The sequence below is a fragment of the Streptomyces sp. ITFR-16 genome (genome assembly GCF_031844705.1).
In the GTDB taxonomy this organism is placed as follows: Bacteria; Actinomycetota; Actinomycetes; order Streptomycetales; family Streptomycetaceae; genus Streptomyces.
The window spans coordinates 5,716,020-5,738,995 of record NZ_CP134609.1; the positions used below are offsets into that span (position 1 = coordinate 5,716,020).

At 73.9% G+C, this 22,976-nt stretch carries 20 protein-coding genes and 1 riboswitch; of the genes, 6 read left to right on the forward strand and 14 right to left on the reverse strand.

Annotated features, from left to right (window positions below; genetic code table 11):
* Positions 1–101: 101 nt before the first annotated feature.
* Positions 102–746 (reverse strand): HNH endonuclease family protein, encoded by a 645-nt coding sequence (locus tag RLT58_RS25270; RefSeq protein WP_311312648.1) that lies wholly within the window; start codon positions 744–746, stop codon positions 102–104.
* Between the two features lie 363 nt (positions 747–1,109).
* Between RLT58_RS25270 and RLT58_RS25275 the strand changes: the two genes are divergently transcribed.
* On the forward strand, positions 1,110–1,907 hold the full coding sequence (locus RLT58_RS25275) for an ABC transporter permease (RefSeq protein ID WP_311312649.1): 798 nt from the start codon (positions 1,110–1,112) through the stop codon (positions 1,905–1,907).
* On the opposite strand, the gene RLT58_RS25280 is transcribed toward RLT58_RS25275, so the two are convergent.
* Entirely contained in the window at positions 1,904–2,566 is a 663-nt protein-coding gene (locus RLT58_RS25280) for an HAD-IA family hydrolase (protein ID WP_311312650.1), read from the reverse strand. The two genes, RLT58_RS25275 and RLT58_RS25280, sit on opposite strands and share 4 nt — an antisense overlap.
* Before the next feature lie 148 nt (positions 2,567–2,714).
* Positions 2,715–3,911 (reverse strand): peptidoglycan-binding domain-containing protein, encoded by a 1,197-nt coding sequence (locus tag RLT58_RS25285; RefSeq protein ID WP_311312651.1) that lies wholly within the window; start codon positions 3,909–3,911, stop codon positions 2,715–2,717.
* A 135-nt stretch (positions 3,912–4,046) separates the two neighbouring features.
* Between RLT58_RS25285 and RLT58_RS25290 the strand changes: the two genes are divergently transcribed.
* A complete protein-coding gene (locus RLT58_RS25290; protein ID WP_311312652.1) occupies positions 4,047–6,110 on the forward strand; it encodes an MFS transporter in 2,064 nt (687 codons plus the stop codon).
* Here RLT58_RS25290 and RLT58_RS25295 read toward each other — a convergent pair.
* The gene (locus RLT58_RS25295) at positions 6,107–6,595 is read right to left on the reverse strand and encodes a GNAT family N-acetyltransferase (RefSeq protein ID WP_311312653.1); all 489 of its coding nucleotides are present in this window, start codon (positions 6,593–6,595) and stop codon (positions 6,107–6,109) included. The genes RLT58_RS25290 and RLT58_RS25295 overlap by 4 nt on opposite strands.
* Positions 6,596–6,653: 58 nt before the next feature.
* Here RLT58_RS25295 and RLT58_RS25300 point away from each other — a divergent pair, with 58 nt between their 5' ends.
* Positions 6,654–7,778 carry a serpin family protein gene (locus RLT58_RS25300; RefSeq protein WP_311312654.1) on the forward strand — a complete coding sequence of 375 codons (1,125 nt, stop codon included), beginning with the start codon at positions 6,654–6,656 and terminating at the stop codon, positions 7,776–7,778.
* A gap of 10 nt (positions 7,779–7,788) precedes the next feature.
* On the opposite strand, the gene RLT58_RS25305 is transcribed toward RLT58_RS25300, so the two are convergent.
* Positions 7,789–8,880, reverse strand: coding sequence for a DUF2330 domain-containing protein (locus RLT58_RS25305; RefSeq protein ID WP_311314642.1), 1,092 nt, complete (start codon positions 8,878–8,880; stop codon positions 7,789–7,791).
* Between the two features lie 379 nt (positions 8,881–9,259).
* Here RLT58_RS25305 and RLT58_RS25310 point away from each other — a divergent pair, with 379 nt between their 5' ends.
* The gene (locus RLT58_RS25310) at positions 9,260–11,218 is read left to right on the forward strand and encodes a bifunctional glycosyltransferase 87/phosphatase PAP2 family protein (protein WP_311314643.1); all 1,959 of its coding nucleotides are present in this window, start codon (positions 9,260–9,262) and stop codon (positions 11,216–11,218) included.
* Positions 11,219–11,329: 111 nt separating this feature from the next.
* On the opposite strand, the gene RLT58_RS25315 is transcribed toward RLT58_RS25310, so the two are convergent.
* From RLT58_RS25315 to RLT58_RS25325, 3 genes are all read right to left on the reverse strand, one after another.
* Entirely contained in the window at positions 11,330–11,491 is a 162-nt protein-coding gene (locus RLT58_RS25315; protein ID WP_311312655.1) for a hypothetical protein, read from the reverse strand.
* 77 nt (positions 11,492–11,568) lie between these two features.
* Positions 11,569–12,288, reverse strand: coding sequence for an AEC family transporter (locus tag RLT58_RS25320; RefSeq protein ID WP_311312656.1), 720 nt, complete (start codon positions 12,286–12,288; stop codon positions 11,569–11,571).
* A 48-nt stretch (positions 12,289–12,336) separates the two neighbouring features.
* The gene (locus RLT58_RS25325; RefSeq protein WP_311312657.1) at positions 12,337–13,587 is read right to left on the reverse strand and encodes a cytochrome P450; all 1,251 of its coding nucleotides are present in this window, start codon (positions 13,585–13,587) and stop codon (positions 12,337–12,339) included.
* Positions 13,588–13,905: 318 nt separating this feature from the next.
* Between RLT58_RS25325 and RLT58_RS25330 the strand changes: the two genes are divergently transcribed.
* Entirely contained in the window at positions 13,906–15,084 is a 1,179-nt protein-coding gene (locus RLT58_RS25330) for a steroid 3-ketoacyl-CoA thiolase (RefSeq protein ID WP_311312658.1), read from the forward strand.
* 91 nt (positions 15,085–15,175) lie between these two features.
* On the opposite strand, the gene RLT58_RS25335 is transcribed toward RLT58_RS25330, so the two are convergent.
* The 6 genes from RLT58_RS25335 to RLT58_RS25360 form a co-directional block, all read right to left on the reverse strand.
* The gene (locus RLT58_RS25335; protein WP_311312659.1) at positions 15,176–15,616 is read right to left on the reverse strand and encodes an aggregation-promoting factor C-terminal-like domain-containing protein; all 441 of its coding nucleotides are present in this window, start codon (positions 15,614–15,616) and stop codon (positions 15,176–15,178) included.
* Between the two features lie 304 nt (positions 15,617–15,920).
* Positions 15,921–16,745 carry an ECF transporter S component gene (locus tag RLT58_RS25340; RefSeq protein ID WP_311312660.1) on the reverse strand — a complete coding sequence of 275 codons (825 nt, stop codon included), beginning with the start codon at positions 16,743–16,745 and terminating at the stop codon, positions 15,921–15,923.
* The gene (locus tag RLT58_RS25345; RefSeq protein WP_311312661.1) at positions 16,742–18,466 is read right to left on the reverse strand and encodes an ABC transporter ATP-binding protein; all 1,725 of its coding nucleotides are present in this window, start codon (positions 18,464–18,466) and stop codon (positions 16,742–16,744) included. Before RLT58_RS25345 ends, RLT58_RS25340 begins: the two co-directional genes overlap by 4 nt.
* A complete protein-coding gene (locus RLT58_RS25350) occupies positions 18,463–19,623 on the reverse strand; it encodes an energy-coupling factor transporter transmembrane component T (protein WP_311312662.1) in 1,161 nt (386 codons plus the stop codon). The genes RLT58_RS25345 and RLT58_RS25350 overlap by 4 nt, the downstream gene beginning before the upstream one ends.
* A complete protein-coding gene (locus tag RLT58_RS25355) occupies positions 19,620–20,294 on the reverse strand; it encodes an SCO2322 family protein (RefSeq protein ID WP_311312663.1) in 675 nt (224 codons plus the stop codon). The genes RLT58_RS25350 and RLT58_RS25355 overlap by 4 nt, the downstream gene beginning before the upstream one ends.
* Positions 20,291–21,547: an SCO2321 family membrane protein gene (locus RLT58_RS25360; RefSeq protein ID WP_311312664.1), complete on the reverse strand. Its 1,257-nt coding sequence runs from the start codon at positions 21,545–21,547 to the stop codon at positions 20,291–20,293. Before RLT58_RS25360 ends, RLT58_RS25355 begins: the two co-directional genes overlap by 4 nt.
* A gap of 128 nt (positions 21,548–21,675) precedes the next feature.
* Positions 21,676–21,750: riboswitch (cobalamin riboswitch) on the reverse strand.
* Positions 21,751–21,861: 111 nt separating this feature from the next.
* On the opposite strand from RLT58_RS25360, the gene RLT58_RS25365 reads away from it, so the two are divergent.
* Positions 21,862–22,974 carry a hypothetical protein gene (locus tag RLT58_RS25365; protein WP_311312665.1) on the forward strand — a complete coding sequence of 371 codons (1,113 nt, stop codon included), beginning with the start codon at positions 21,862–21,864 and terminating at the stop codon, positions 22,972–22,974.
* Positions 22,975–22,976: the final 2 nt, after the last annotated feature.

A 22,976-nucleotide genomic window follows, 5' to 3' on the forward strand; every position in this document is an offset into this window, starting at 1 on the left:
ACGGATGCGTACGACGGTCGCGTACGGCGGCTTCGTACCGTACGGAACGACGCGGGAGTGCGGGACGGTTCCGGCTGCTGCGGCCGGCGTGCGGGACGGGCTCAGCAGCCGCTGAGCGCGGACTGCAGGGCGGTCTTCTCGGCGGAGTCGACGGTCAGGTTGTAGTAGTGCTTCACGTGCACCCAGGCGCGGGCGTAGGTGCACTTGTACGCGGCGCGCGGGGGCATCCAGGACGCGGGGTCCTTGTCGCCCTTGGACTGGTTGACGTTGTCGGTGACGGCGATGAGCTGGGGGCGCGTCAGGTCGTTGGCGTACGCCTGGCGCTGGGCGGTGGTCCAGCCGGAGGCGCCCGAGCGCCAGGCCTCGGCGAGCGGCACCATGTGGTCGATGTCCACGTCGGACGCGGCGGTCCAGGTGGCGCCGTCGTACTCGGAGTACCAGCTCCCGCTGACAGCCGAACAGCTGGAGTTCTGCGTGACGTTGGTGCCGTCCCGCTTCAGGACGACCTCGCGGGTGTCGCACGCGCCGGACTGGGTGATCCAGTGCGGGAACTTGTCCCGGCTGTAGCCGCTGGACGAGCCCTCGGCCTGCACGGTGAGCTGGCCCAGATAGGTGCGCGCGGTGGACGCGGCGATCGGGGTGGGCATCGCCGCCTGGGCGCTGGGGGCGGTGAGCAGTCCGGTGGTTGCGGCGAGGGCGGCGGATGCGGCGAGGACGGCTATGCGACGCGCGTAGACACCTGACATGCGAACTCCCTTGATGTGGGGGGACCTTGGGCGGGCGGTCCGTGAACGGCCCGGCCATCGTGGCGGCGCCAGGTTTCCGTGGGGTGGGCGCCAGGTAACAGAGTGGCGACATGGGCACGTCACATCAAGGGGTCTGACAGAGGGGTTCGTTGTGCGGGGGCGTGCGCGAGTGAGTGCGCGGGCGTACGGAACTGAGGGGGCGGCAGTTTCCGGTACGGGGAGCGGGGGCTCGGAGCGGGTCCGGCCGGGGGCCGGGATTCCGGTGCGCGCGGGCCGGCCGGAGCGCCGGCGGTCCTAGGGTGTGTCGTCGAACTGGTGTCTGCCGGGCGGCGCCAGTTCGACGACACGCCCTAGGCTGGCGGCGTGCTGCTCCCGGTCAACACCACGCTCGGCATCGTGCTCGCCCTGCTGCTCGTGGCGGCGGCCGGTGTCGCCGCTCTCGCCTCGCTCGGCCGGTCGCGGGAGATCCTCGTGGCCGGGCTGCGGGCCGCCGTCCAGCTCGCCGCGGTCTCCTCGCTCATCGGCTGGGTGGTCCACGCCCTGGCGCCGATGTTCGCCTTCCTGGCGCTGATGTACGCGGTCGCCGTGTGGACCGCGGGCCGCCGGCTCACGGAGAACCGCACGTGGCGGTGGGTGGCGGTGCCGATCGGGGCGGGGGTGGCGCCGGTCGTCGGCGCGCTCCTGCTCACCGGTCTGGTGCCGGTCCGGGGCATCGCGCTGATCCCGGTGTCCGGGATCCTCATCGGGGGAGCGCTGACCGCGACCGTGCTCGGCGGGCGGCGGGCCCTCGATGAACTGTCCACCCGGCACGGTGAGGTGGAGGCGGCGATGGCGCTCGGACTCCAGGACCGGGAGGCGCGGCTGGAGATCGCCAGGCCCGCAGCGGCGGACGCGCTGCTGCCGGGGCTCGACCAGACCCGGACGGTCGGGCTCGTCACGCTTCCCGGCGCCTTCGTGGGCATGCTGCTGGGCGGCGCCTCACCGGTGCAGGCGGGTGCCGTACAGCTGTTCGTGCTGGTAGCCCTGATGGCCGTTCAGGCGGTGGCCGTCGCGGTGGTGCTGGAGCTGATGGCGCGCGGGCTGCTGCACCGGGACGCGGATGCGGACGGGGAGCGGCGCGGGGTGCGGTGGCCGCGCGGCGCCTCCCGGCGGACCGATTAGCGCGCGTCGATGTGCAGGACGACCGAGCCGTCGGCCGCCGCCTCCACCCGGATCCGGGTCAGGTCCTCGACGTGGACGTCGGGGGAGAAGGCCGCCGCGCGCGGGCCGACGCCCACGACGCGCATGCCCGCCGCCCGGCCCGCCTGGATGCCCGCCTCGGAGTCCTCGAAGACGACGCAGTCCGCCGCGTCGAAGCCGACGGCCGCCGCACCCTTGAGGAAGCCCTCCGGGTCCGGCTTGCTGGCGCCGACGCTCTCGGCGGTGATGCGGAGGTCCGGCATCCGCAGCCCGGCCGCGGTCATCCGCGCCGTGGACAGCGCGCGGTCGGCCGAGGTGACCAGGGCGTGCGGGAGCGCGGCGATCGCGTCCATGAAGGCGGGGGCGCCGCCGACCGGGACCACGCCGTCGGTGTCGGCGGTCTCCTCGGCGAGCATCAGCCGGTTGTCCGCGTAGTTCTGCTCGACCGGGCGGTCCGGGAGCAGGACCGCCATCGTGGCGTACCCCTGCCGGCCGTGGACGACCTTGAGCACCGCCTCCGGGTCCAGGCCCTGCCGCAGCGCCCAGCGCCGCCAGCAGCGCTCCACGACGGCGTCGGAGTTCACCAGGGTGCCGTCCATGTCGAGCAGGAGGGCGCGGGCGGTGAGGGCGGTGGCCGGCATGGGCGGGCTCCAGAAACAGGGGAAAAAGAGAACAAGCGGCCCCCGCCCGCCGGTCAGGGTGTGCGTACGGAGGCCACTTTGTTTCTCCACGATACAAAAACCGGCCCCCGAAAGCGAATCCCCTCCGGTCCGGGCTGCCCGTGCCTGCTCAGTGGCGCCCCTGTCCGGTGGTGATCGCCTCCAGCGCGCGCCGGGTGTTCGGCCCGTAGGCCCCCTCCGGGTCGCCCTGGATGTACATCGAGGACTGGAAGTCGCGCACGGCGCTCTCGACCCGGTCCGAGTAGTCGGCGTCGGCCGGGCCCCGGTAGAGCCAGATCTCCTGGAGCCGGCGCTGCAGCTCGGCCACCTCCGGGCCGTGGTCGCCGCGCCGCAGCGTGCTGCTGTCCGGTGTCCCGGCCGGCGGCGCCACGCCCTCGGGCGGGCGGGACTCCTGCGTGGTCGCGGACGGCGACGGGGAGGCCGGCGCAGACGCGGACGCCGAGGCGGAGCGGGAGGCCGAGGCGCTCGGCGGCGGTGACGCGGAGGCCGAGGTGCTCGCGGAGGGTGAGGCGGTCACCGGCCGGGAGGGGGTGGGTGATGCGGAGGTCTTCGCGGACGCCGACGCCGAGGCGCTCTCCTCGGGCAGGCTGGCCACGGTGGAGGGCAGGGCCTGGTCCAGATCGGCCTCTCCGCCGCCGTCCCCGTTGAACAGGCCCCCGATGAACGCCGCCGTGCCCACCACCGTGACGACGGCGGCCCCGGCGGCCAGGGCCGCGAAGGGCCTGCGCCGGCGCGGCTGCACGGGGGCCGGGGCGGCGGTCGGGAGCGCGGTGTGCGTCCCGTCGGCGGGTCCGCCCGGGTCCCCGGGTCCGGTGGGGGCCACCGCGTCCGGCAGCGGGCCGGGGCCCGGTCCCGGCCCCGGTGCGGGTCCCGCCGGGTTCAGGAAGAGCGGCATCGTGGTGGCGGCGTCCCCCGGTCGCCCGTCCGGCGCAGGGGCCCGCGACGTGTCGTGGGAGCCGCCCCGCGGCTCGTCCTGCTGCCTGTCCTGGGGCCCCTCCTGGGGTCCGCCCGGTGCCGTCGCGGCGGGCCGCTCGCCGCCCAGCGTCACGTACGGCCGGATGCGCAGCGGGTCGAAGTCCTCCGCCGCGGCCATCTCCGCCGACCGTTCGGCGTGCTGCTCGGCGATGCGCCGCTGTTCGGCGGCCCGTTCCTCGGCCGGGACCTCGTGCGGCGCCGCCGGCCGGCGGCCCTCGGTGTGCTGCGGCTGTCCGGCGTCGCCGTGCGCCGCGCGGCCCGCGCAGGCGCAGCCGGGGCCGGTGCCCGGTCTGCCGTCCGTACCGCACTCCGGGCATATATGTCCGGTCATTGTGGGTCCCCTCCCCTTGAACTGCCTGCGATTATGCAGCCCGCTGCCGGGAAGCCCAATCACCCGGCCCTTCGGCAGGCCATAACGGGACAGAACAGACAGGATGGGGGTGTAGCGGATCCGAGGAGATGTTTCATGGCCCAGCTGAGCCCCCCGGCCCCCGGTGCGGACCGCTCGACGCGGTCCGTTCTGGTCGCGATCGGCGCACTGCTTCTCGGCATGCTGCTCGCCGCACTCGACCAGACCATCGTCTCCACCGCGCTGCCGACCATCGTCAGCGACCTCGGCGGCCTGGAGCACCTGTCCTGGGTGGTCACCGCCTATCTGCTGGCGTCGACCGCCGCGACACCGCTGTGGGGCAAGCTCGGTGACCAGTACGGGCGCAAGAGGCTCTTCCAGATCGCCATCGTCATCTTCCTGATCGGCTCCGCGCTCTGCGGCATCGCCCAGAACATGCCGCAGCTGATCGGCTTCCGCGCCCTCCAGGGGCTCGGCGGCGGCGGGCTGATGGTGCTGTCGATGGCGATCGTCGGCGACATCGTCCCGCCGCGCGAACGCGGCAAGTACCAGGGCCTGTTCGGCGCCGTGTTCGGTGCGACGAGCGTCCTGGGCCCGCTGCTCGGCGGCTTCTTCACCGAGCACCTCAGCTGGCGCTGGGTCTTCTACATCAACCTCCCCATCGGGGTCGTCGCCCTCGCCGTGATCGCCGCCGTGCTGCACATCCCGGTCCGCCGGACGAAGCACACCATCGACTACCTGGGCACCTTCCTCATCGCCTCGGTCGCCACCTGCCTGGTCCTCGTCGCCTCGCTCGGCGGCACCACCTGGGCCTGGGGTTCGGCGCAGATCATCGGCCTGGCCGCGCTCAGCGTCGTCCTGCTGATCGCCTTCGTGGCCGTCGAGCGGCGCGCCGCCGAACCCGTCCTGCCGCTGAAGCTGTTCCGGATCAGGACGTTCAGCCTGGTCGCGGTGATCAGCTTCGTCGTCGGCTTCGCGATGTTTGGGGCGATGACCTTCCTGCCGACGTTCCTCCAGGTCGTGCACGGCATCACGCCGACCATGTCCGGCGTGCACATGCTCCCGATGGTCTTCGGGCTGCTCCTCACCTCGACCGCGTCCGGACAGGTCGTCAGCCGGACGGGCCGCTGGAAGGTCTTCCCGGTCGCCGGCACCGGCATCACCGCCATCGGGCTGGTGCTGCTGCACCGGCTGACGGAGTCCAGCAGCACCTGGGAGATGAGCGTCTACTTCTTCGTCTTCGGCGCCGGACTCGGCCTGGTGATGCAGGTCCTGGTGCTGGTGGTGCAGAACGCCGTCTCGTACCAGGACCTCGGTGTGGCCACGTCCGGGGCGACCTTCTTCCGGTCCATCGGCGCCTCGTTCGGCGTAGCCATCTTCGGCACCATCTTCACCAACCGGCTCACCGACAAACTCGGCGCCGCGCTCGCCGGCCGTCCGCTGCCGCCCGGCGTCGGTGCCGACAGCCTGTCCGCCGACCCGCGCGCCATCGGCCAGCTGCCGCCGGCGCTCCGGGGGCCGGTGATCCACGCGTACTCGACGTCGATCACCGATGTGTTCCTGTACGCGGCCCCCGTCGTGCTGGTCGCCTTCGTCTTCGCCTGGTTCCTCAAGGAGGACAAGCTGCGCGGCTCGGTGACCGCGCCCGATCCCAGCGAGACCCTGGCGTCCAACCCGGTCGAGCGGTCCTCGTACGACGAGTGCGCCCGCGCCCTGTCGGTGCTGGCCACCCGGGAGGGGCGCCGCGAGGTCTACGTCAGGATCACCGAACGCGCCGGCTACGACCTGCTGCCCGCCGCCAGCTGGATGCTGCTGCGGATCAAACGGCACGGCACGGTCGAGCCCGCCCGGCTCGCCGAGGTCGCCCCCGTCCCGCTGCGGGTGGTCAGCGACGCGGCCCGGCAGCTGGAGGAGCGCGGACTGGCCCGCCGGGTCGGCGTACAGCTGGTGCTGACCGAGCCGGGCGCCGAGGCCGTGGTGAAGCTGTCGCAGGCCCGCGAGGACTCGCTCGCCGAGCTGCTGGGCGACTGGTGGGGACCGGACCGGCCGACCGACCTGGTGGCCCTGGTGTCGGAGCTGACGGCGGAGACGAGCGGGTCGAGCAAGGAGCGCCCGCACAGTCCCGAACCCCGGCGCGACCACGCGGCGGGCCATCCGCACCAGCCGCCGGACCCCGTCTAGGCGTCGCCCAGGTCCTTGGCGAACCAGCGCTCGGCGTACGGGTTGCGGTGGTGGAAGGCCGGGACCTCGCGGTAGCCGTGCTTGGCGTACAGACCGCGTGCCTCGACCAGGTCGTGCCGGGTGTCGAGCCGGAGCAGGCGGATGCCGAAGTCGCGGGCCCGGCGCTCGACGGCCGCGAGCAGCAGCCCGCCGCCGCCCGTGCCCCGGGCCTCCGGGCGGACGAACACCCGGGTCAGCTCCGCGGTGTCCGCGTCCACCACGACCAGACCCGCGCAGGCCGCCGCGCCGCCGTCCAGCCGGCCCACGACGAACTCGCCGGCCGGCGGTACGAGCAGCTCGGCGCCGTCGTCGGTGAGCCCCTCGTCGATCTCGCCGGCCGTGGCGGGACGCCCCCAGTAGCGCCCGGCGACCTCGGCGTAGTAGTCCCGGCGCAGCAGGGCGGCGTCCGGGGAGTCGAAGCGTTCGGGCGTCACGGTCCACGTCATTGGGCCATCCTGGCTTGCGCGTGACTGTACGAAGAAACTATTTACGCAAGGGGCTTCGGTGGCGCATTCGGTGGTGCGGGGGACGGGACCGGCGGCGGACAGGGCCCGGGCGGTCCAGCGGTTCGGCGAGCGGTGGCTGCGGGATCCGGCCGGGCCGGGCGGCGGCGGGAGCTTCGTGTGCTCGCCGGCCGGGCTGTGGCTGGCCCTGGCCTCGGTCGCGGCGGGCGCGCGCGGGGAGAGTGCCCGGGAGCTGCGGGCGGCGCTCGGGACGGCCGGGCGGGAGGCGGCCGACGCCGTGACGGCCGGGGCGCGCGAGCTGGCGGGCACCGACGCGCTGGGCGTGGCCACCCGGGTGTGGAGCCGGGCGCCCCTGCACCGGGAGTACCGCGAGGCCCTGCCGGACGTGGGGTTCGGGCCGATGGAGGACGCCGAGGAGATCGACGCCTGGGTGCGCGAGGCCACCGGCGGGCTGATCGGCCGGCTGCCGCTGTCCCTCGATGACAGCATGCTGCTGGTGCTCGTCAACGTCCTGGCGCTGAAGGCGCGCTGGGAGGACCCGTTCGACCGCGAGCGCACCCGCGACCGGCCCTTCACCGACGCGGCCGGGACCTGCCGGGAGGTGCCGACCATGCACGGCGACCCGGCCCCCTGGGACGTCTGGATGGCCGGGGGCACGTTCGTCGTGGAGCTGCGCTGCCGCACGGGCCGGGCCGGGAGCGCCCCGGCCCGGGTCCGGCTGGTGCTGGGCCGGCCGGGCGAGGGGGCGGCGGACGTGCTGACCGCGGCCTGGGCGCCGGCGGAGGCGCGCACCCGGCTCGACGCGGACGCCGTGAGCATCGCGGTCCCGCGCTTCACCCTTCGCACGAACATCCAGGTCACCGACCACTTGCCGGGGCTCGGCATCCGGCTCTCCACGACCGCGGCCGCCGACTTCTCGGGGCTCTCGCCCGTCCCGCTGATGATCTCCCAGGTGGTGCAGGAGGCCGTGGTGAAGGTGGCCGAGGAGGGGGTGGAGGCCGCGGCCGTGACGGTCCTGGCGGCCCCGGCCGGCGCGGCGCCCCCGCCGCCCCGGCGCGTCCTGCACCTCGCCTTCGACCGGCCGTTCGGCATCGTCGTGCTGGACGGCGCCGGTGAACTCCCGCTCTTCGCGGGCTGGCAGGCGGACATCCCGGCCGGGGGCTGAGCCCGAGGGCTCAGCGCACCAGCGGCGGTGGCACGGTGACCGGGGGCGGCGGGAGCACCGGGCGCCGCCGCCGGGCCCGGGCCGTCAGCAGCAGCACCGCGGCCGCCACCGCCACCACGCCGAGCAGCGAGAGCACCCAGGCGGGCATGGGGCCCACGGTCAGCAGTTCGTCCCGGTAGCGGACCGTGCGGTACGGGGTGTCCGCCGCCGTCGCCCGCAGTTCGTGGTCGCCGTCGATCTGCGAGGGCCGGGGGAACGACTGGTCGATCGCCGTGACGAAGACCGGTTTCCCGCCCGTCATCGCCTCCAGGGCCGGGTAGGCCTCCTCGGCGGGGTCGAACCGGTCCGCGTACGTCACCTCCGGCGGCAGCCCGCCGATCGTGCCGCGCGGCTCCATGCGGTGGTCCGCCAGGACGTACAGCCCCAGCGACTGCGCGGTCGTGGCCAGCTTCGACAGGCGCATCGGGTAGACCAGCCGGTCGCTGGCGAACTTCAGGCGCAGCGGGTCCAGCGTGCCCCGCAGCGCGCCGCCGCTCTCCTGGGGCGCGAGCCGCACCGCCACGTACTCCCACTTCTGCTCGACGTAGGGGCGCAGCGCCCCGGCGAGCCGGTCGGGGAGTTCGAAGCCGTTCTCGCTCAGCCAGTTCTCCAGGGCCGCCGGGTCGGTCGCCGCGAGCCGGGCCACGTCGAAGGGGCCGAGCCGCTCGCGGCCGACCACCTGGACGGGTGCGCCCGCCGAGGGGGCCGCCGCGCCGTCACCGGAGCCGTGGCCCGAACCGCCGAACGGCCAGTCCTTCTCGCGCGGCCAGAAGTAGTGCCGGGTCTCGGTCACGGGTGCGGTGAGGGCCCGCAGGTCCGAGAAGAGCGAGGCGTCGCCGAGCTTCACCGTGGCGCGGTGCGGCACGGGCATGATCCAGGCCGCGTCCGGCGCGTTCCCGCGCACCGTGAGCTGCATGACGATCTGTTCGGTGGTGCCGTCCCAGTCGACGACGGACGTCTCCCGGTCGACGGAGACCGTGCTGTTCCGGTCCACGACCATCGCCCCGCAGCCACAGGCGTACGCCGGTGCGATCAGCGACCCCAGCTGCAACGACAGCACCATCATGACCAGGCAGAGCGCGCGCAACGTCCGGCCCCGGGACCTGTCTGCCCGCATGTGTTCTCTCCCAGCCCACCGCATCCGGCGCCGCCCTCCCCGTGGTCCCCGATCACGGGCTCAGACGTGGCTGCGGCGTGGCCGGTTCCGGCCGTACGGACGGATCCTGAACGCCTGGTCGAGCGGGCTTTCGGACAAAGCGGGATGACAGTCAGGTGAAGAGAGGGTTGATTGGGTCTACCTCATAGCGCAATGCGAAGGTTTCACAGCATGCCCGGACCGGGCGGCACCACAACGGCGGGAGGGTCGGCGCAGCGTGGCGAACGCGGAGCACAGGGTGCGCGGAGACGCGACGGCGGGAGCGGGGACCGGGGCGGCGCGGGCGGTGCTCTGGCTGGTCGTGGCGGCGCTGGCCGTCCGGCAGATGGCGGTGGTGCTGCGGCAGCCACCCGGCGAACGGCTCACCGATCTGGAGACCTGGATCGGTGAGAACGGTGTGCTTCATGTGACGGGCTCGCTGTACGACACCGACCGGTTCACCGGGACCCCCTTCGCCGGGCTGGTCCTGAAGCCACTGACCCGCACGGCCGAACAGAGCCTCGGCGTCGCCTGGACGTTCGGCTCGCTGCTGCTGGTCGCCGCGCTCGGCGTCATCGCGGCGCGCGCCCTGCCCACGCCGGTCGGCCGGCGCACGGCGCTGTTCGCCGCGCCCGTCGCGATCAGCCTGCTGATGCTCTCGCTGCCGGTGCGCAACGCCCTGCACCTGGGCCAGGTCAGCATCCTGCCGGTGCTCCTGGTCCTGGTCGGCCTCTTCGTCGTCCGGGGCGAACGCGCGGCGGGCGTCCTGATCGGGGTGGCCGCCGCGCTCCAGCCGACCGTGCTGCTGTTCGCCGTGCTCCTGCTCCTCACCGGCAGACGCCGGGCGGCGGTGACCGGCGGCGCCGCGTTCGCCGCCTGCACGGCGCTTGCCTGGGCCGCGATGCCGCACGACTCGTGGACGTACTGGGTGCACCACGTCGCCGGGGCCGGGCTCGGCGACCAGGCGGACAGCCTCGCCAACCAGTCCCTGCACGGTGCGCTGCTCCGCCTCGGCCTGGCAGGACCGCTGGAGATCGTGCTGTTCGTGGCGCTGGCCGCCGCCGTCTGCTTCATCGGCCTGCGCCGCGCCGTACGGTACGCGCGCGACGGGCAGCTCCTGCTCGCCGTCGCCGTGACCGGCTGTGTCGCCGTCGCGGTGTCCCCGACCGCCTGGCAGCACCAGCTGCTCTGGGTGCTGCTCGCCGTGGTCGGCCGGGTCGGCAGGCGGGCCTCGGACCGGATGGTGTGGCCGGCCGTCGTGGTCCTCGTGATCACCCTGCCGGGCACGATGCTGCTGCCCAACATCGAGGCGGTCTTCCCGGTCCGGGACAACGTGCTGCTGATCGCCGCGCTCGGGGCCGCGTGCGCCGCCCCGTTCCTGCCGCGCACCTCCCCCTACTGGCAGCATCCCGTCCCCACGGCGTACGCGGTCCCGGTGCGGGCCCGCTGGAAACGGGTGCCGCTGGTGCCGTTCTGGCGGCGGGTGCTCAGCCGCCCCAACCTGCTGCTGGAACTCCTGCTGATCCGGGTCGTCTACTCCGCGTACGCCCATGTCCGGCTGGCCGCGACGGCGGGACGGGCCACCGCCGAGCACCACGGCCGCCAGGTCCACGCGCTGGAGCGGTGGCTGCACATCGACATCGAGCACTGGGCCAACCACGCGGTCGTCGGCGTCGGGTGGCTGCGTGGCTTCTTCGACTACTACTACTCGACGTTCCACTTCATCGTGCCGCTGTCGATCCTCGCGGTGCTCTACGTGCGCCGCCCCGCCGACTACCGCTGGGCGCGCAGCTCCATCGGCTTCGCCACCCTGCTGGCCCTGGTCGGCTTCTGGCTCTACCCGCTGGCCCCGCCCCGGCTGATGCCGGGGCTCGGCTTCATCGACACGGTCCACGGCGTCCAGGACTTCGCGAAGCCCGACTACGGCTCGCTGACCGCGATGACCAACCAGTACGCGGCGATGCCCTCGCTGCACTTCGGCTGGTCCCTGTGGTGCGGCGTGGTGATCGTGCTGCTCGCCCCGAAGACGTGGATGAAGGTGCTGGGGCTGCTGCACCCGCTGTTCACGGTCTCCGCGATCGTCGCGACCGCCAACCACTGGGTGCTCGACGCGGTCGGCGGGGCAGCAGTGGTCGCCCTCGGCTTCGGCCTCACCTACGTCCTGGCCGGGCCGCGCCGGCTCCGGGAACCCGCGCCGGGCGGCATGCGCGCGCCGGAGGAAGCGGTGCCGGAGCCGGCCGGGGAGGCCGTGGCCGCCAAGCCCTGAGGACGCGCCGAAGGGGTGCGGGGAGACAAAAACGTCCCCGCACCCCTTCGCCATGTGGATCGTCGCCCTCCCAGGATCCTCCGGCCGGCCGGGGCCCGCCACTCGGACGGCTCAGTGGGAGGGCCCCAGCGCCCACGTGGCGAGGGACAGCGCGAGCATCGAGACCACGGTGGAGGCGACCACGCAGTCCCGGGCGAGGCCCGTGTCCAGGCCGTACTCGCGGGCGTGGACGAAGGCGTTCTGCGCGGTCGGCAGCGCCGAGCAGCGCACCACCGCCGGCACCTGGTGGTCCGGCAGGTGCAGCAGCGGACCGGCGACGGCGTAGGCGAGCAGCGGCTGCGCCGCTGTCTTCAGCCCGACCGCGACGGCCGTCTCGGCCCGCCCCGCCCCCGGCTCGCGCCGCCCGGGCCGCCGTGCAGCGACAGGCCCAGCGTGATCAGGGCCGTCGGCACGGCCGCCGCGCCCAGCACGTCGCAGGAGTGGCCGAGGGCGGCCGGAAGCCGCAGCCCGGTCGCGGAGACGGCGACCCCGAGCAGCGAGGCCATGATGATCGGGTTGCGGACGGGCATGGTCAGCATCCGCCGCAGCCCGGCGCCGGGCCGCGCGTCGGCGGGCCCGCCATCCGTCCGCGTACCCGAGTCCAGCAGCGTGAGGATCACCGGTGAGACCACCAGCACCTGGAACAGGATGACCTGGGCGACGAACGAGGCGTCGCCGAGCACCTGCACCGCCACCGGGATGCCCAGATTGGCGGAGTTGACGTAACCGGAGGCCATGGAGCCGATCGCCGCGTCGGCCAGGCCGCGCCCGAACAGCCGCCGGGCCGCCAGGAACCCCAGCGCGCAGACCAGGGCCGTGCCCGCCGCGAACGCGACCATCGAGGGATGGGCGAAGTCGGCCGGCCGGGACCCTGCCACCACGGTGAACAGGGCGGCGGGCATGGCCACATGGAAGACGAACCTGCCGAGCACCCGCTCCGCGTGCTCCCCGAGCAGGCCGCCGCGCGCGACCGCGTAACCGATGCCCGTCAGGACCCAGATGGGGGCGAATCCGGAGAGCAGCGCATGCATGCCCGCCATGATCCGTGCCCGCCCCCGCCGGGACGCGGGCGGCCCCGGTCAGGCGACCGGGGTGCTCACCCGGAGCTGCTTGATGCCGTTGAGCCAGGCCGACCGCAGCCGCCGGGGGTCCCCGGTCAGCCGCAGGCCGGGCAGCACGTCCGCGATGGCGTTGAAGATCAGGTCGATCTCCATCACGGCCAGGGACTTGCCCAGGCAGAAGTGCGGGCCGCCGCCGCCGAAGCCCAGGTGCGGGTTGGGGTCGCGGGTGATGTCGAAGTCCTCCGGGTGGTCGAAGACCTCGGGGTCGTTGTTGGCCGAGGAGTAGAACAGCCCGACCCGGTCGCCCTTCTTGATCTGCTGCCCGCCCAGTTCGACGTCCTGGGTGGCCGTCCGCTGGAAGGAGACCACCGGGGTCGCCCAGCGCACGATCTCCTCGGCGGTCGTGCCCGGCCGCTCGCGCTTGTAGAGCTCCCACTGCTCGGGGTGGGTGAGGAAGGCGTGCATGCCGTGGCTGATGGCGTTGCGGGTGGTCTCGTTGCCGGCCACGGCGAGCAGGATCACGAAGAAGCCGAACTCGTCGGAGGAGAGGTTGCCCTCGCCCTCGGCGGCGACCAGCTGGGAGACGATGTCCTTGGCCGGGCACTCCTTGCGCGCCGCCGCGAGGTTCATCGAGTACGAGACGATCTCCATGGCCGCCTCGGCGCCGATCTCCTCGGTGATCGCGTACTCCGGATCGTCGTACGCGGCCATCTTGTTGGACCAGTCGAAGATCCGGGACCGGTCCTCCTGGGGGACGCCGATGAGCTCGGCGATGGCCTGGAGCGGCAGTTCGACGGCGATGTTGGTCACGAAGTCGAACGAGCCGTCCTCGTCGGCGGCGGCGAGCGCCGTCTCGACGATCGAGCGCGCCCGGCTGCGCAGCGCCTGCTCCAGGGAGCGGACCGCGCGGGGGGTGAAGCCGCGCTGCACGATCTGGCGGACCCGGGTGTGCTCGGGCGGGTCCATGTTCAGCATGATCAGCTTCTGGACATCGATCTGGTCACGGCTGATCGTCTCGTTGAAGCGGATGACGGCCGTGTTGGTGTGCGAGGAGAACAACTCGGGATGCGTGGAAACGTACTTGACGTCCGCGTGCCGGGTGACGGCCCAGTACCCCGCGTCGTCGAAGCCGGAGATGCCGGTGGGCTGGGTGCACCACCACACCGGAGCGGTCTCCCGCATCCGGGCGAACTCGGGGTGCGGAACACGGGCTTGGAGCAGGTCGGGGTCGGTGAAGTCGAACCCTTCGGGCAGATGGGGGCAGGGCATCGGCAGCTCCAGGTCAAGAACTCCAGGTCGGTCCGAGAGCCGTCCGCACACTGTCTGACGACCCATCAGAAGTTGCCCGAAAGGTAGTAACGAGTTCTACAACTGACAAGGGGCATGGCCCGATCTGTTGCGTGAAGCATCGGTGAACCCGGCCGGTCCGGGGTGCGCGCTGGCCGCGAAGCCGGGGCAAGGTGCGTGCGCGACCCTTGCGTACCGGGGGTAAGCCTCATAAGACTGCTTGCAGAACTAGAACGCGTACTAGTTCCTTTCGCGGGGCGCCGGGACGCCTCCGCGGAAGCGTGAGGAGAGGACGAGCTCATGGCCGCGGAACCCGTCATCGTCGAAGCCGTACGCACCCCCATCGGCAAGCGCGGAGGCGCGCTCGCCAATCTGCACCCCGCCTATCTGCTGGGTGAGACCTACCGTGAACTTCTCGGCCGGACCGGCATCCACGCCGACTGCGTCGAACAGATCGTCGGCGGCACCGTCACCCACGCCGGCGAGCAGTCCATGAACCCCGCGCGCAACGCCTGGCTCACCGTGGGGCTTCCGTACGAGACCGCCGCGACGACCGTGGACTGTCAGTGCGGCTCCTCGCAGCAGGCCTCGCACATGGTCGCCAACATGATCACGGCCGGGGTGATCGACGTCGGCATCAGCTGCGGGGTCGAGGCCATGTCGCGCGTGCCGCTGGGCAGCGGCTCCAAGCACGGGCCCGGCAAGCCGTGGCCGGACGAGTGGAACGTGGATCTGCCCAACCAGTTCGAGGCCGCCGAGCGCATCGCCCGCAAGCGCGGCCTCACCCGCGAACGCGTGGACGCACTCGGCGTGCGCTCGCAGGAGAGGGCGGCCGCCGCCTGGGCCGAGGAGCGGTTCAAACGGGAGACGTACGCGGTCCAGGTGCCCACCACCGAGGCCGAACAGGCCGCCGGGCAGGGCATGTGGCGGCTCGTCGACCGGGACGAGGGGCTGCGCGACACCTCGATGGACGCGCTCGCCACGCTCAAGCCGGTGATGCCCACCGCCATCCACACCGCGGGCAACTCCAGCCAGATATCCGACGGCGCCTGCGCGATCATGTGGGCCTCCAAGCGGATGGCGCGGGCCCTCAAACTCAGGCCGAGGGCCCGGATCGTCGCGCAGGCGCTGGTCGGCTCCGACCCGCACTTCCATCTCGACGGCCCCATCGACGCCACCCGCGCGGTGCTCGGCAAGGCCGGGATGTCGCTCAGGGACATCGACCTCGTGGAGATCAACGAGGCGTTCGCGTCCGTGGTGCTCAGCTGGGCGCAGGAGTTCGACCGGGACCTCGACGGACTGGCGAAGGTCAACGTCAACGGCGGCGCGATCGCACTCGGCCACCCCGTCGGCGCCACCGGCGCCCGGCTGATCACCACGGCCCTGCACGAACTGGAGCGCGGGGACAAGGAGTTCGCCCTGATCACCATGTGCGCGGGCGGCGCCCTGGCCACCGGCACCATCATCCAGCGGCTCTAGGGCGGCATCCGGGCGTCCGGGGCACGCCGAAGGCACCGGCCGCTGTGCGTCCGGTGCCTTGGTGTCACTGCCTGAGGGGGTCCTGGCCGGCTCAGTACCAGTTGTTGGCCTGCCAGAAGGACCAGGCGCCGCACGGGCTGCCGTAGCGGGAGTTCATGTAGTCCATGCCCCACTTGATCTGGGTGCTGGGGTTGGTCTGCCAGTCGGCACCGGCGGACGCCATCTTCGAACCGGGCAGGGCCTGGACCAGACCGTACGCGCCGGAGGAGGCGTTGGTCGCGCTCGGGTTCCAGCCGCTCTCGTGGCTGACGATGTTGCTGAAGCACTGGAACTGCGCGTCGTCACCGATCATCTGCTTCGCCGTGTCCTGGGCGCTCGCGGCGGCGGACGTCGGCGCGGCGGACGGAGCCGCCATGGCCGGGGAGACACCCAGGCCCAGACCGGTGGCGCTCAGCAGCACGGCCGCACCGGCGACTGCGGACTTGCGACGGGCGTTGCGGGGCTTGGCGAGAAGGTTACGGGCGAACGACACAGGGAACCTAACGTCGGGTACGGGGGAGTCGCGTGGCCCGGTCTCGATCCTGCGTGAACCGGGGCCCGTTGACCGCACTCCGTTCCGGTGGAGCCTGCGGTGCTCGGCGACGTCTCCATGGTTAGCGGCGCCGCTCCGCCGTGGCAACGACCCCCGGTACGACCCCGCCTCGCACCCAGGGCCGAAGGTCCCGAACCGCCTCAAAACGCTTCATAGCAGGTCGCAGGGGGTGAAGCGGGGGTCTTTTGGCCCGCTCCCGCCCTCCTATCCCGCTTCGTACAGGACCAAGGTCCTGTGGGTGCCCTCACTCCGGCGGGACCTCGAATGTGACCTGGGCCTCGAAGGCGGCGCGGCGGGTGGCCCGGCGCAGCGCCTTGAGCAGCGCCGCCCCGACGGTCAGGGTGAGGACGACGGTGAGCACGGCACGGCCCAGGTCCCAGCCGAGCGAGGTGGCCGCGCAGTAGGCGAGGAAGCGCACCAGGTTCTCGCCCAGCGCGTCACCCGGGTGGAAGGAGATGCCCGAGCCGAGACCCGGCACGATCGTCCACCCGTACAGATTCATGACCGTGCCGTACGCGAACGAGGCCGACGCTCCGTACCCGGCGAGCATCAGCAGCTCACCGCGCCCGCGCAGCCGCTCCGGACCCGGCAGCAGCCCCGCGCCCATCGCGAACCAGCCCATCGCCAGCATCTGGAACGGCATCCACGGGCCGACCCCGCCGGTCAGCAGCGCGGAGGCGAACATCGTCACCGAGCCCAGCACGAAGCCGAAGCCGGGCCCGAGCACCCGCCCGCTCAGCACCATCAGGAAGAACATCGGCTCCAGACCGGCCGTACCCGCCCCCAGCGGGCGCAGCGCCGCGCCCACCGCGGCCAGCACCCCCAGCATCGCCACCGCCTTCGCGTCCAGACCGGCGTCCGCGATCATCGCGACCACCACGCCGACCAGCAGCGGCAGCAGCGCGGCGAACAGCCACGGCGCGTCCTGCGCGTGCGCGAGCCCGGAGTCCGGCCCCGCCAGCAGCGGCCAGCCGAACGCGGCCACCCCGATCGCACTGATCAGCACCAGCGCGGCGACGGCACGCGGCCCGAGCCGCACCGGACGGACCCGGCCCGTCGCGCCGCTCATGCGCCACCCCCCAGGGCCGCGCGCACCTGGGGCACGGTGAGCCACTCCTGCGGGGCGAGGATCTTGGCGGTCTGCGGGGCGAACGCGGGCGAGGAGACCACGACCTCGGCGGTCGGCCCGTCCGCGACGACCTCGCCGTCGGCGAGGATCACCACCCGGTGGGCCAGCTCGGCGGCCAGCTCCACGTCATGGGTGGCCAGCACGATCGCGTGTCCCCCGGCCGCCAGCGTCCGCAGCACCCCGACGAGCCGGGCCTTCGCCGCGTAGTCCAGACCCCGGGTCGGCTCGTCCAGGAGGAGCAGCGGCGGCCGGGCGGTGAGCACGAGGGCGAGGGCCAGCGCGAGCCGCTGCCCCTCGGAGAGATCGCGGGGATGGGTGGCGTCCGCGACACCCGGCAGCAGTTCGGAGACCAGTGCCCGGCAGCTGCCCGGCGCGGCGCCCGCGTCGGCGTCGGCCGCCGCGCACTCGGCCGCGACGGTGTCCGCGTACAGCAGATCGCGCGGCTCCTGCGGTACGAGCCCGACGCGGCGCACCATCTCGCGCGGCGGGGTGCGGTGCGGGGTCCGGCCGCCCACCAGGACGCTGCCGGAGGTGGGCTCGACCATGCCGACGAGGGCGGCGAGCAGGGTGGACTTGCCGGCGCCGTTGCGCCCCATCAGGGCCACGGTCTCGCCGGGGGCGACGGTGAGCGTGACCCGGCGCAGGGCCTCGATCCGGCCGCGCCGCACCCCCAGCCGCTCGACCCGGGTGGTGGCGTCGGTGACGGGCTCCGGCGCGGCGCTCTCCTGCGGGCCCCGGCCGAACAGTCGGCCCAGGGCGGTCCGCCGCGCGGCCGGAAGGGGAGCGGCGGCCGCCGGGGCGGGCGGCGCCGGCCCGTCCGACGCGCCGACCGGCCCCGGCGAGGTGGACGCGAGGCGCTCGCGCAGCCCCGCCGCCCGGCGCCGGGCGTCCCGTACCGAGAGCGGCAGCGGCTCCCAGCCCGCCAGCCGCCCGAGCGCGACGACCGGCGGATGCACCGGGGACACCGCCATGACGTCGGCGGGCGCGCCCATGACGGGGGCGGCGCCCGGCGACGGGAGCAGGACGACCTGGTCCGCGTACTGCACCACGCGCTCCAGCCGGTGCTCCGCCATCAGGACCGTCGTCCCCAGGTCGTGGACGAGCCGCTGGAGCACCGCGAGGACCTCCTCGGCGGCTGCGGGGTCCAGCGCGGACGTCGGCTCGTCCAGCACGAGGACACGGGGGTGCGGGGTGAGGACGGAGCCGATCGCGACGCGCTGCTGCTGGCCGCCGGAGAGCGTGGCGATCGGCCGGTCGCGCAGCCCGGCCAGGCCCAGCAGATCGAGGGTCTCCTCGACCCGCCGCCGCATCACGTCGGGGGCCAGTCCCAGCGATTCCATCCCGTACGCCAGCTCGTCCTCGACCGTGTCGGTGACGAAGTGCGAGAGCGGGTCCTGCCCCACCGTGCCGACCAGATCGGCCAGTTCGCGCGGCTTGTGGGTACGGGTGTCCCGCCCGTCCACCGTGACCCGCCCGGCCAGCCGGCCGCCCGTGAAATGCGGTACGAGCCCCGAGACGGCGCCCAGCAGTGTCGACTTGCCGACACCGGACGGCCCGACGAGCAGCACCAGCTCACCCTCCGGGACGGTCAGATCGACCCTCGCCAGGGTGGGGCGCTCAGCACCGTCGTAGGTCACCGAGACATCGTCGAACCGGATCACACCTGCTCCTCGAAGCCTGTGGGGGAGGGCGGGACGGGCGCGACCAGCGCGGGCAGCAGGCCGATCAGCACCGCGGCGGCGGGCCACAGCGGCAGCACGGGCGCGGTCAGCGGTACGACACCGGGGTGCAGCGCCGCCGGATCCGCGCCGCCCGCCCAGATCATCGCCACCGCGACCGCCGCACCGGAGCCCGCGACCAGCCAGGCCCGCGCGCCCCACCGGTCGGGCCGGTAGCGGGTCCGTACCGAGCGCGCCCCGCCGAGCCGCAGCCCGGCCATCGCCGCGGCGAGCCCGCCGAGCAGCAGCGGCAGCCCGTACACCGCACCCTGCGCGGCCAGCAGCCCGTACGTACCGGCGCACACCCCGAGCAGCCCGCCCAGGGTGAGGACGTTGGTGGTGTGCCGGACCGCGGCCGGCACCCGCGCGGTGCGCCCGTAGCCGCGCGCGTCCATCGACGCGGCCACGGCGACCGACCGTTCCAGCGCGCCCTCCAGGACCGGCAGACCGATCTGGAGCACGGCCCCGACCCCGCCGGTCGGCCGGCCGCGCAACCGCCTGGCGGTCCGCAGCCGCATCACGTCGGCGACCATGTTCGGGGCGAACGTCATCGCCACGACGACCGCGACCCCGGCCTCGTACAGCGCGCCGGGCAGCGACTTCAGCAGCCGGGCCGGGTTGGCGAGGGAGTTCGCCGCACCGACGCAGATCAGCAGGGCCGCCAGCTTCGCCCCGTCGTACAGCGCGAACAGCAGCTGCTCGGCGGTGACCCGGCCCCCGATCCGCACACCCTTCGCCCAGTCGGGCAACGGCACCTCGGGCAGTGTGAACACCACATGCGTACCCGGGATCGGCGACCCCAGGAAGACGGAGAACAGCAGCCGGATCCCGATGACGAACAGCCCGATCCTGATGAACGCCCCGTACGACCGGGCCCACGGCGCGTCCGTCCGGCGCGCGGCCACGACGTACCCCGCCACCCCGACCAGCAGGCCGAGCAGCAGCGGGTTGGTGGTCCGGGACGCGGCGGTGGCGAGCCCGAGCGCCCAGAGCCACCAGGCCCCGGCGGGCAGCGCGTTGCTCCGGGTGGCGGCGGGGGCGCGCCAGGAGCGGAACCGGTCCGCCGGGGCGCGCCCGGGGCCGGATGCCGGGCCGGTCATCCGCGGCGTCGGCGGGCCTGCGCGACCGCGGCGATGCCGAGCAGCAGGACGGCGCCGATCCCGACGAGGATCCCGGCGGACGGGCCGCCGCCGGAGGAGGAGCCGTCGCCGCTGGAGGCGGCCGTCGCCGTGGGCTTCCCGCCGCTGTCCTTCTTCCGGTCCCCGGAGACCTGCTCGCCGCAGCCCGTCGCCGGATAGCCGGAGATCGCGCAGAGCAGCGCGGCGTCGCCGTACCGCAGCGGCTTGGCCACCGAGGCGAGCGCGTCCGCGCTGCTCGCGTCCCGCGGGACCCGCGCACAGGCGGTCCGCAGCGCGGGCGGGGTCTCCCCGGCCGGGGCGTCGGCGGCCGTGCCGGGGTCGATGACGAGCGCGACCCGCTTGCTGCCGTCCCGCGCGGGGGTGTCCGCGCAGATCTTCCCGAAGTCGGGGGAGCGGCGCGGCTTCGAGGCGTCCTGCGAGTCGGCGCTCACGGAGAACCGGAAGCCCTGCACCGACCCGTCGTCCGGGCGGACCAGCGACGGCCCCTGGGTGGCGTACGTCCAGCCGCTCGCGGACCCCTCCCAGAACGACCAGTAGCGGTAGCCGGCCGCCTGGGCCGGCCCCGCGCCGAGCACGGCCAGAACGGCGCCCAGGACCACCAGCAGCGCGGTGGCCCTTCCGGCGCGGCTCACAGCTGCTGGTTCTTGCGGCGGCCGCTGATCAGGAAGCCGGCACCCGCGCCGACGGCGAGCCCGATCCCGACGAACCACCAGACACCGCCGATCCCGTCCCCGTCGCCGCTGTCCTTGCGCTCCTCCTCCTCGGTGGCGCTCGCCTTGGGCTTCTTGACGGCGGCGGGCTCGGGGCCGGTCGCGTTCAGCAGGGTGACGAGGTCGGTGCCGCCGAAGTCGTGCACGTCGGTGCCCGTCGCGCGGGCGGCCATGATCAGCTGGGCGTAGGCGGCGGGGCCGTTGTCCTTCGCCCAGGCGGCCGAGTTCTTCTCCAGCCAGGCGACGGAGGCGGCCGCCTTGTCCTGGTGGCCGGCGGCGGACAGGGCGACGACAGCGTCGGCGGTGTTGCCGAAGTCGGGCTGCGGGGTGCTGTCCTCGGCTCCGGGCATCGGCGGCGCGTCCAGGTGACCGCTCTTCGCGAGGGCGCCGGCGAGGTAGGAGGCGCCGTTCTGCGCGGCCTGCTCGGGCTTGAGCGGGGTGCCCTTGTGGCAGCTGGGGTCCTTGACCGCCGCCGTGTTCCCGACGACGAAGCCCTTGCCCAGCGCGCCGAGCACCCCGGCCGCGGTGGCGTCGCCGTTGGCGACGAGCTTCCCGGCCTTGTCGGGCTGGTAGGCGAAGGCGCCGCCGTCCTTGCCGCCGCACGGGATGGCGAAGGTGAGCAGCGCGTCGTAGGGGGTCTTGCCGCCGTCCGTCGTCACATCGCCGAGCTTCTCCCCGGTCCGGGAGAGGGCGCCGATGACGACGGAGGTGGAGTTCGCGTCGCTGGGCCCGCCGGCGGTGTAGCCCCAGCCGCCGTCCTCGTTCTGCACGGACTTCAGCCAGGAGGTGGCGTTGGCGACGGCGTCCTCGTGCCCGCCGACCTCGTGCAGGGCCTGGACGGCGGCGGCCGTCGCGTTCGTGTCGACCATGGTCTTGTCGGTGCACGCGGCGGAGGCGTCGGCGCGGTACGCGGGGAACGCCCCGCTGACGCACTGCTGACCCGTCAGCCAGTCCACCGCCTTCGCGGCCGGCGTGACGCCCGCGGCCCGCTGCGCGGCGAAGGCCAGCGACTGCCGCCACACCCCGTCGTACGTCGGGTCCTTCGTGCCGTAGAGCCCCGAGGGCAGCGCCGCGGACGGCGAGGGGGACGGCGCGGCGACTGCGGCCGGGACTGCGGCCGCACAGAGCACGGTGGCGGTGGCGGCGAGCGCGGCGGCGCTGCGGCGTACGGTCATGGCGGGCGGGGCCTCTCCTGGGGGAACCGGGCACCGGCACACACAGGCACCAGGCTCCGGCTCCGTATACCTCGACGGTGCCGGCCGCCGGGGGGTCCCGACGGCACGAGCCGGTCACGACGCGGACAGGGCATTCCGACTTCCGCCGGCGACGGCGGTTCACGGTTGCGTGGTCAGTGCCGGATTCGCACCGGCTTCCCCCTGAACGGGCATGATGACGACCCCCACACTCTACCGGTCGGTCACTACGGGGCCCCTGACCGGGCGTCGCGGCCGGGGCAGAATACGGGCGGGACCAACGGGGAGGGGCGGGGATGGACACGGCGAGGGACGAAAGACCGGAGACACCACCGGGGCTCGAGCGCTGGAAGACGCTGGTGCCGTTGTGCGTGGGCCTGCTGTGCGTCCTGGTCGCGGCCGGCCTGCTCGCGCTCGTCCCGGGCACGGTGGCGGAGCGCGAGGCCTATGCCGCCGCGCCCGTCTGCGCGGCCGGGGAGCCCCGGTCGGGCGACTGCACGACGACGCTCCCGGCGACGGTGGAGGCGAAGGAGGACGTCCGGAGCGGCAAGAGCATCCACCACGAACTGACCCTGGCCGAGCGCGAGGGGCCCGGGAACCGCACGCACCGGCTCCGCATGATCGGCTCGGCGCCCGTGTACGACACGGTGCGTACGGGCGACGAGGTGACGTTCACCTACTGGCGCGGCGAGATCCTCACGGTGCGGTTCGGCGACGCGGCCCAGGAGACGGAGCGGTCGCCCGCCGACGACTGGCGCGTCCCGGTGGCCGCCGGCCTCCTGCTGCTGCCCTTCGGGCTCATCCTGCTCTGGGCCGTCTGGTGGTACCGCTACCGCTACCGCTCCTCCGCCGCCCCGGCGCGGACCGCGCACTGGACCTTCGCCCTGTGGCCGGTGGCCGGCTCGGTCATGGCGTGCGCCGGCTGCGTCGCCGGCCTGGAGGCCGCGAGCATCACCCAGGCGTTCGTGGTCACGGCGGCCGCCCTTCCGCCGGCCCTGGGCCTCGGCGCGCTGTGCGGCTGGTGGACGCAGCGCCGCTCGGCGCGGGCCGCCGACACGAGCGACATCGTCCCGGTCCCCGTGCGGGAGAGGCGGTGCGTGTCCGCGACGGTCCACGGCGACGTCCCGTACAGCGTGGCCGGCTTCGGCGTCCTGGTGCTCGGCGACGGCCGCCCGGCCGCCACCCCGGACCCGGACGGCCGTGTCGCGCGCAGAGTGCTCCCGAAGAGCCTGACCGTGCGCGGCGTACGGTCCCTGCACCGCCCGGGCGACCCGGACGGCTGGTACACCACCTACGGCTACGACGCCGCCGTCATCGAATGCGTCGACGAGGACCGCCCGGTCCTGATCGCCACCCACCGCCGCGAGGCCGGGGCGATACTCGGCGCGCTGAACCCGGACGCCGCCTAGGG

Excerpts from the sequence above, each read along its gene's own strand:
- RLT58_RS25350 (WP_311312662.1), bottom strand. The coding sequence starts at position 19,623 with ATGACCGGCCCGGCATCCGGCCCCGGGCGCGCCCCGGCGGACCGGTTC.
- RLT58_RS25290 (WP_311312652.1), top strand. The coding sequence starts at position 4,047 with ATGGCCCAGCTGAGCCCCCCGGCCCCCGGTGCGGACCGCTCGACGCGG.
- RLT58_RS25285 (WP_311312651.1), bottom strand. The coding sequence starts at position 3,911 with ATGACCGGACATATATGCCCGGAGTGCGGTACGGACGGCAGACCGGGC.
- RLT58_RS25360 (WP_311312664.1), bottom strand. The coding sequence starts at position 21,547 with ATGACCGTACGCCGCAGCGCCGCCGCGCTCGCCGCCACCGCCACCGTG.
- RLT58_RS25270 (WP_311312648.1), bottom strand. The coding sequence starts at position 746 with ATGTCAGGTGTCTACGCGCGTCGCATAGCCGTCCTCGCCGCATCCGCC.
- RLT58_RS25330 (WP_311312658.1), top strand. The coding sequence starts at position 13,906 with ATGGCCGCGGAACCCGTCATCGTCGAAGCCGTACGCACCCCCATCGGC.
- RLT58_RS25295 (WP_311312653.1), bottom strand. The coding sequence starts at position 6,595 with ATGACGTGGACCGTGACGCCCGAACGCTTCGACTCCCCGGACGCCGCC.
- RLT58_RS25305 (WP_311314642.1), bottom strand. The coding sequence starts at position 8,880 with ATGGTGCTGTCGTTGCAGCTGGGGTCGCTGATCGCACCGGCGTACGCC.
- RLT58_RS25320 (WP_311312656.1), bottom strand. The coding sequence starts at position 12,288 with ATGCATGCGCTGCTCTCCGGATTCGCCCCCATCTGGGTCCTGACGGGC.
- RLT58_RS25340 (WP_311312660.1), bottom strand. The coding sequence starts at position 16,745 with ATGAGCGGCGCGACGGGCCGGGTCCGTCCGGTGCGGCTCGGGCCGCGT.
- RLT58_RS25365 (WP_311312665.1), top strand. The coding sequence starts at position 21,862 with ATGGACACGGCGAGGGACGAAAGACCGGAGACACCACCGGGGCTCGAG.
- RLT58_RS25280 (WP_311312650.1), bottom strand. The coding sequence starts at position 2,566 with ATGCCGGCCACCGCCCTCACCGCCCGCGCCCTCCTGCTCGACATGGAC.
- RLT58_RS25325 (WP_311312657.1), bottom strand. The coding sequence starts at position 13,587 with ATGCCCTGCCCCCATCTGCCCGAAGGGTTCGACTTCACCGACCCCGAC.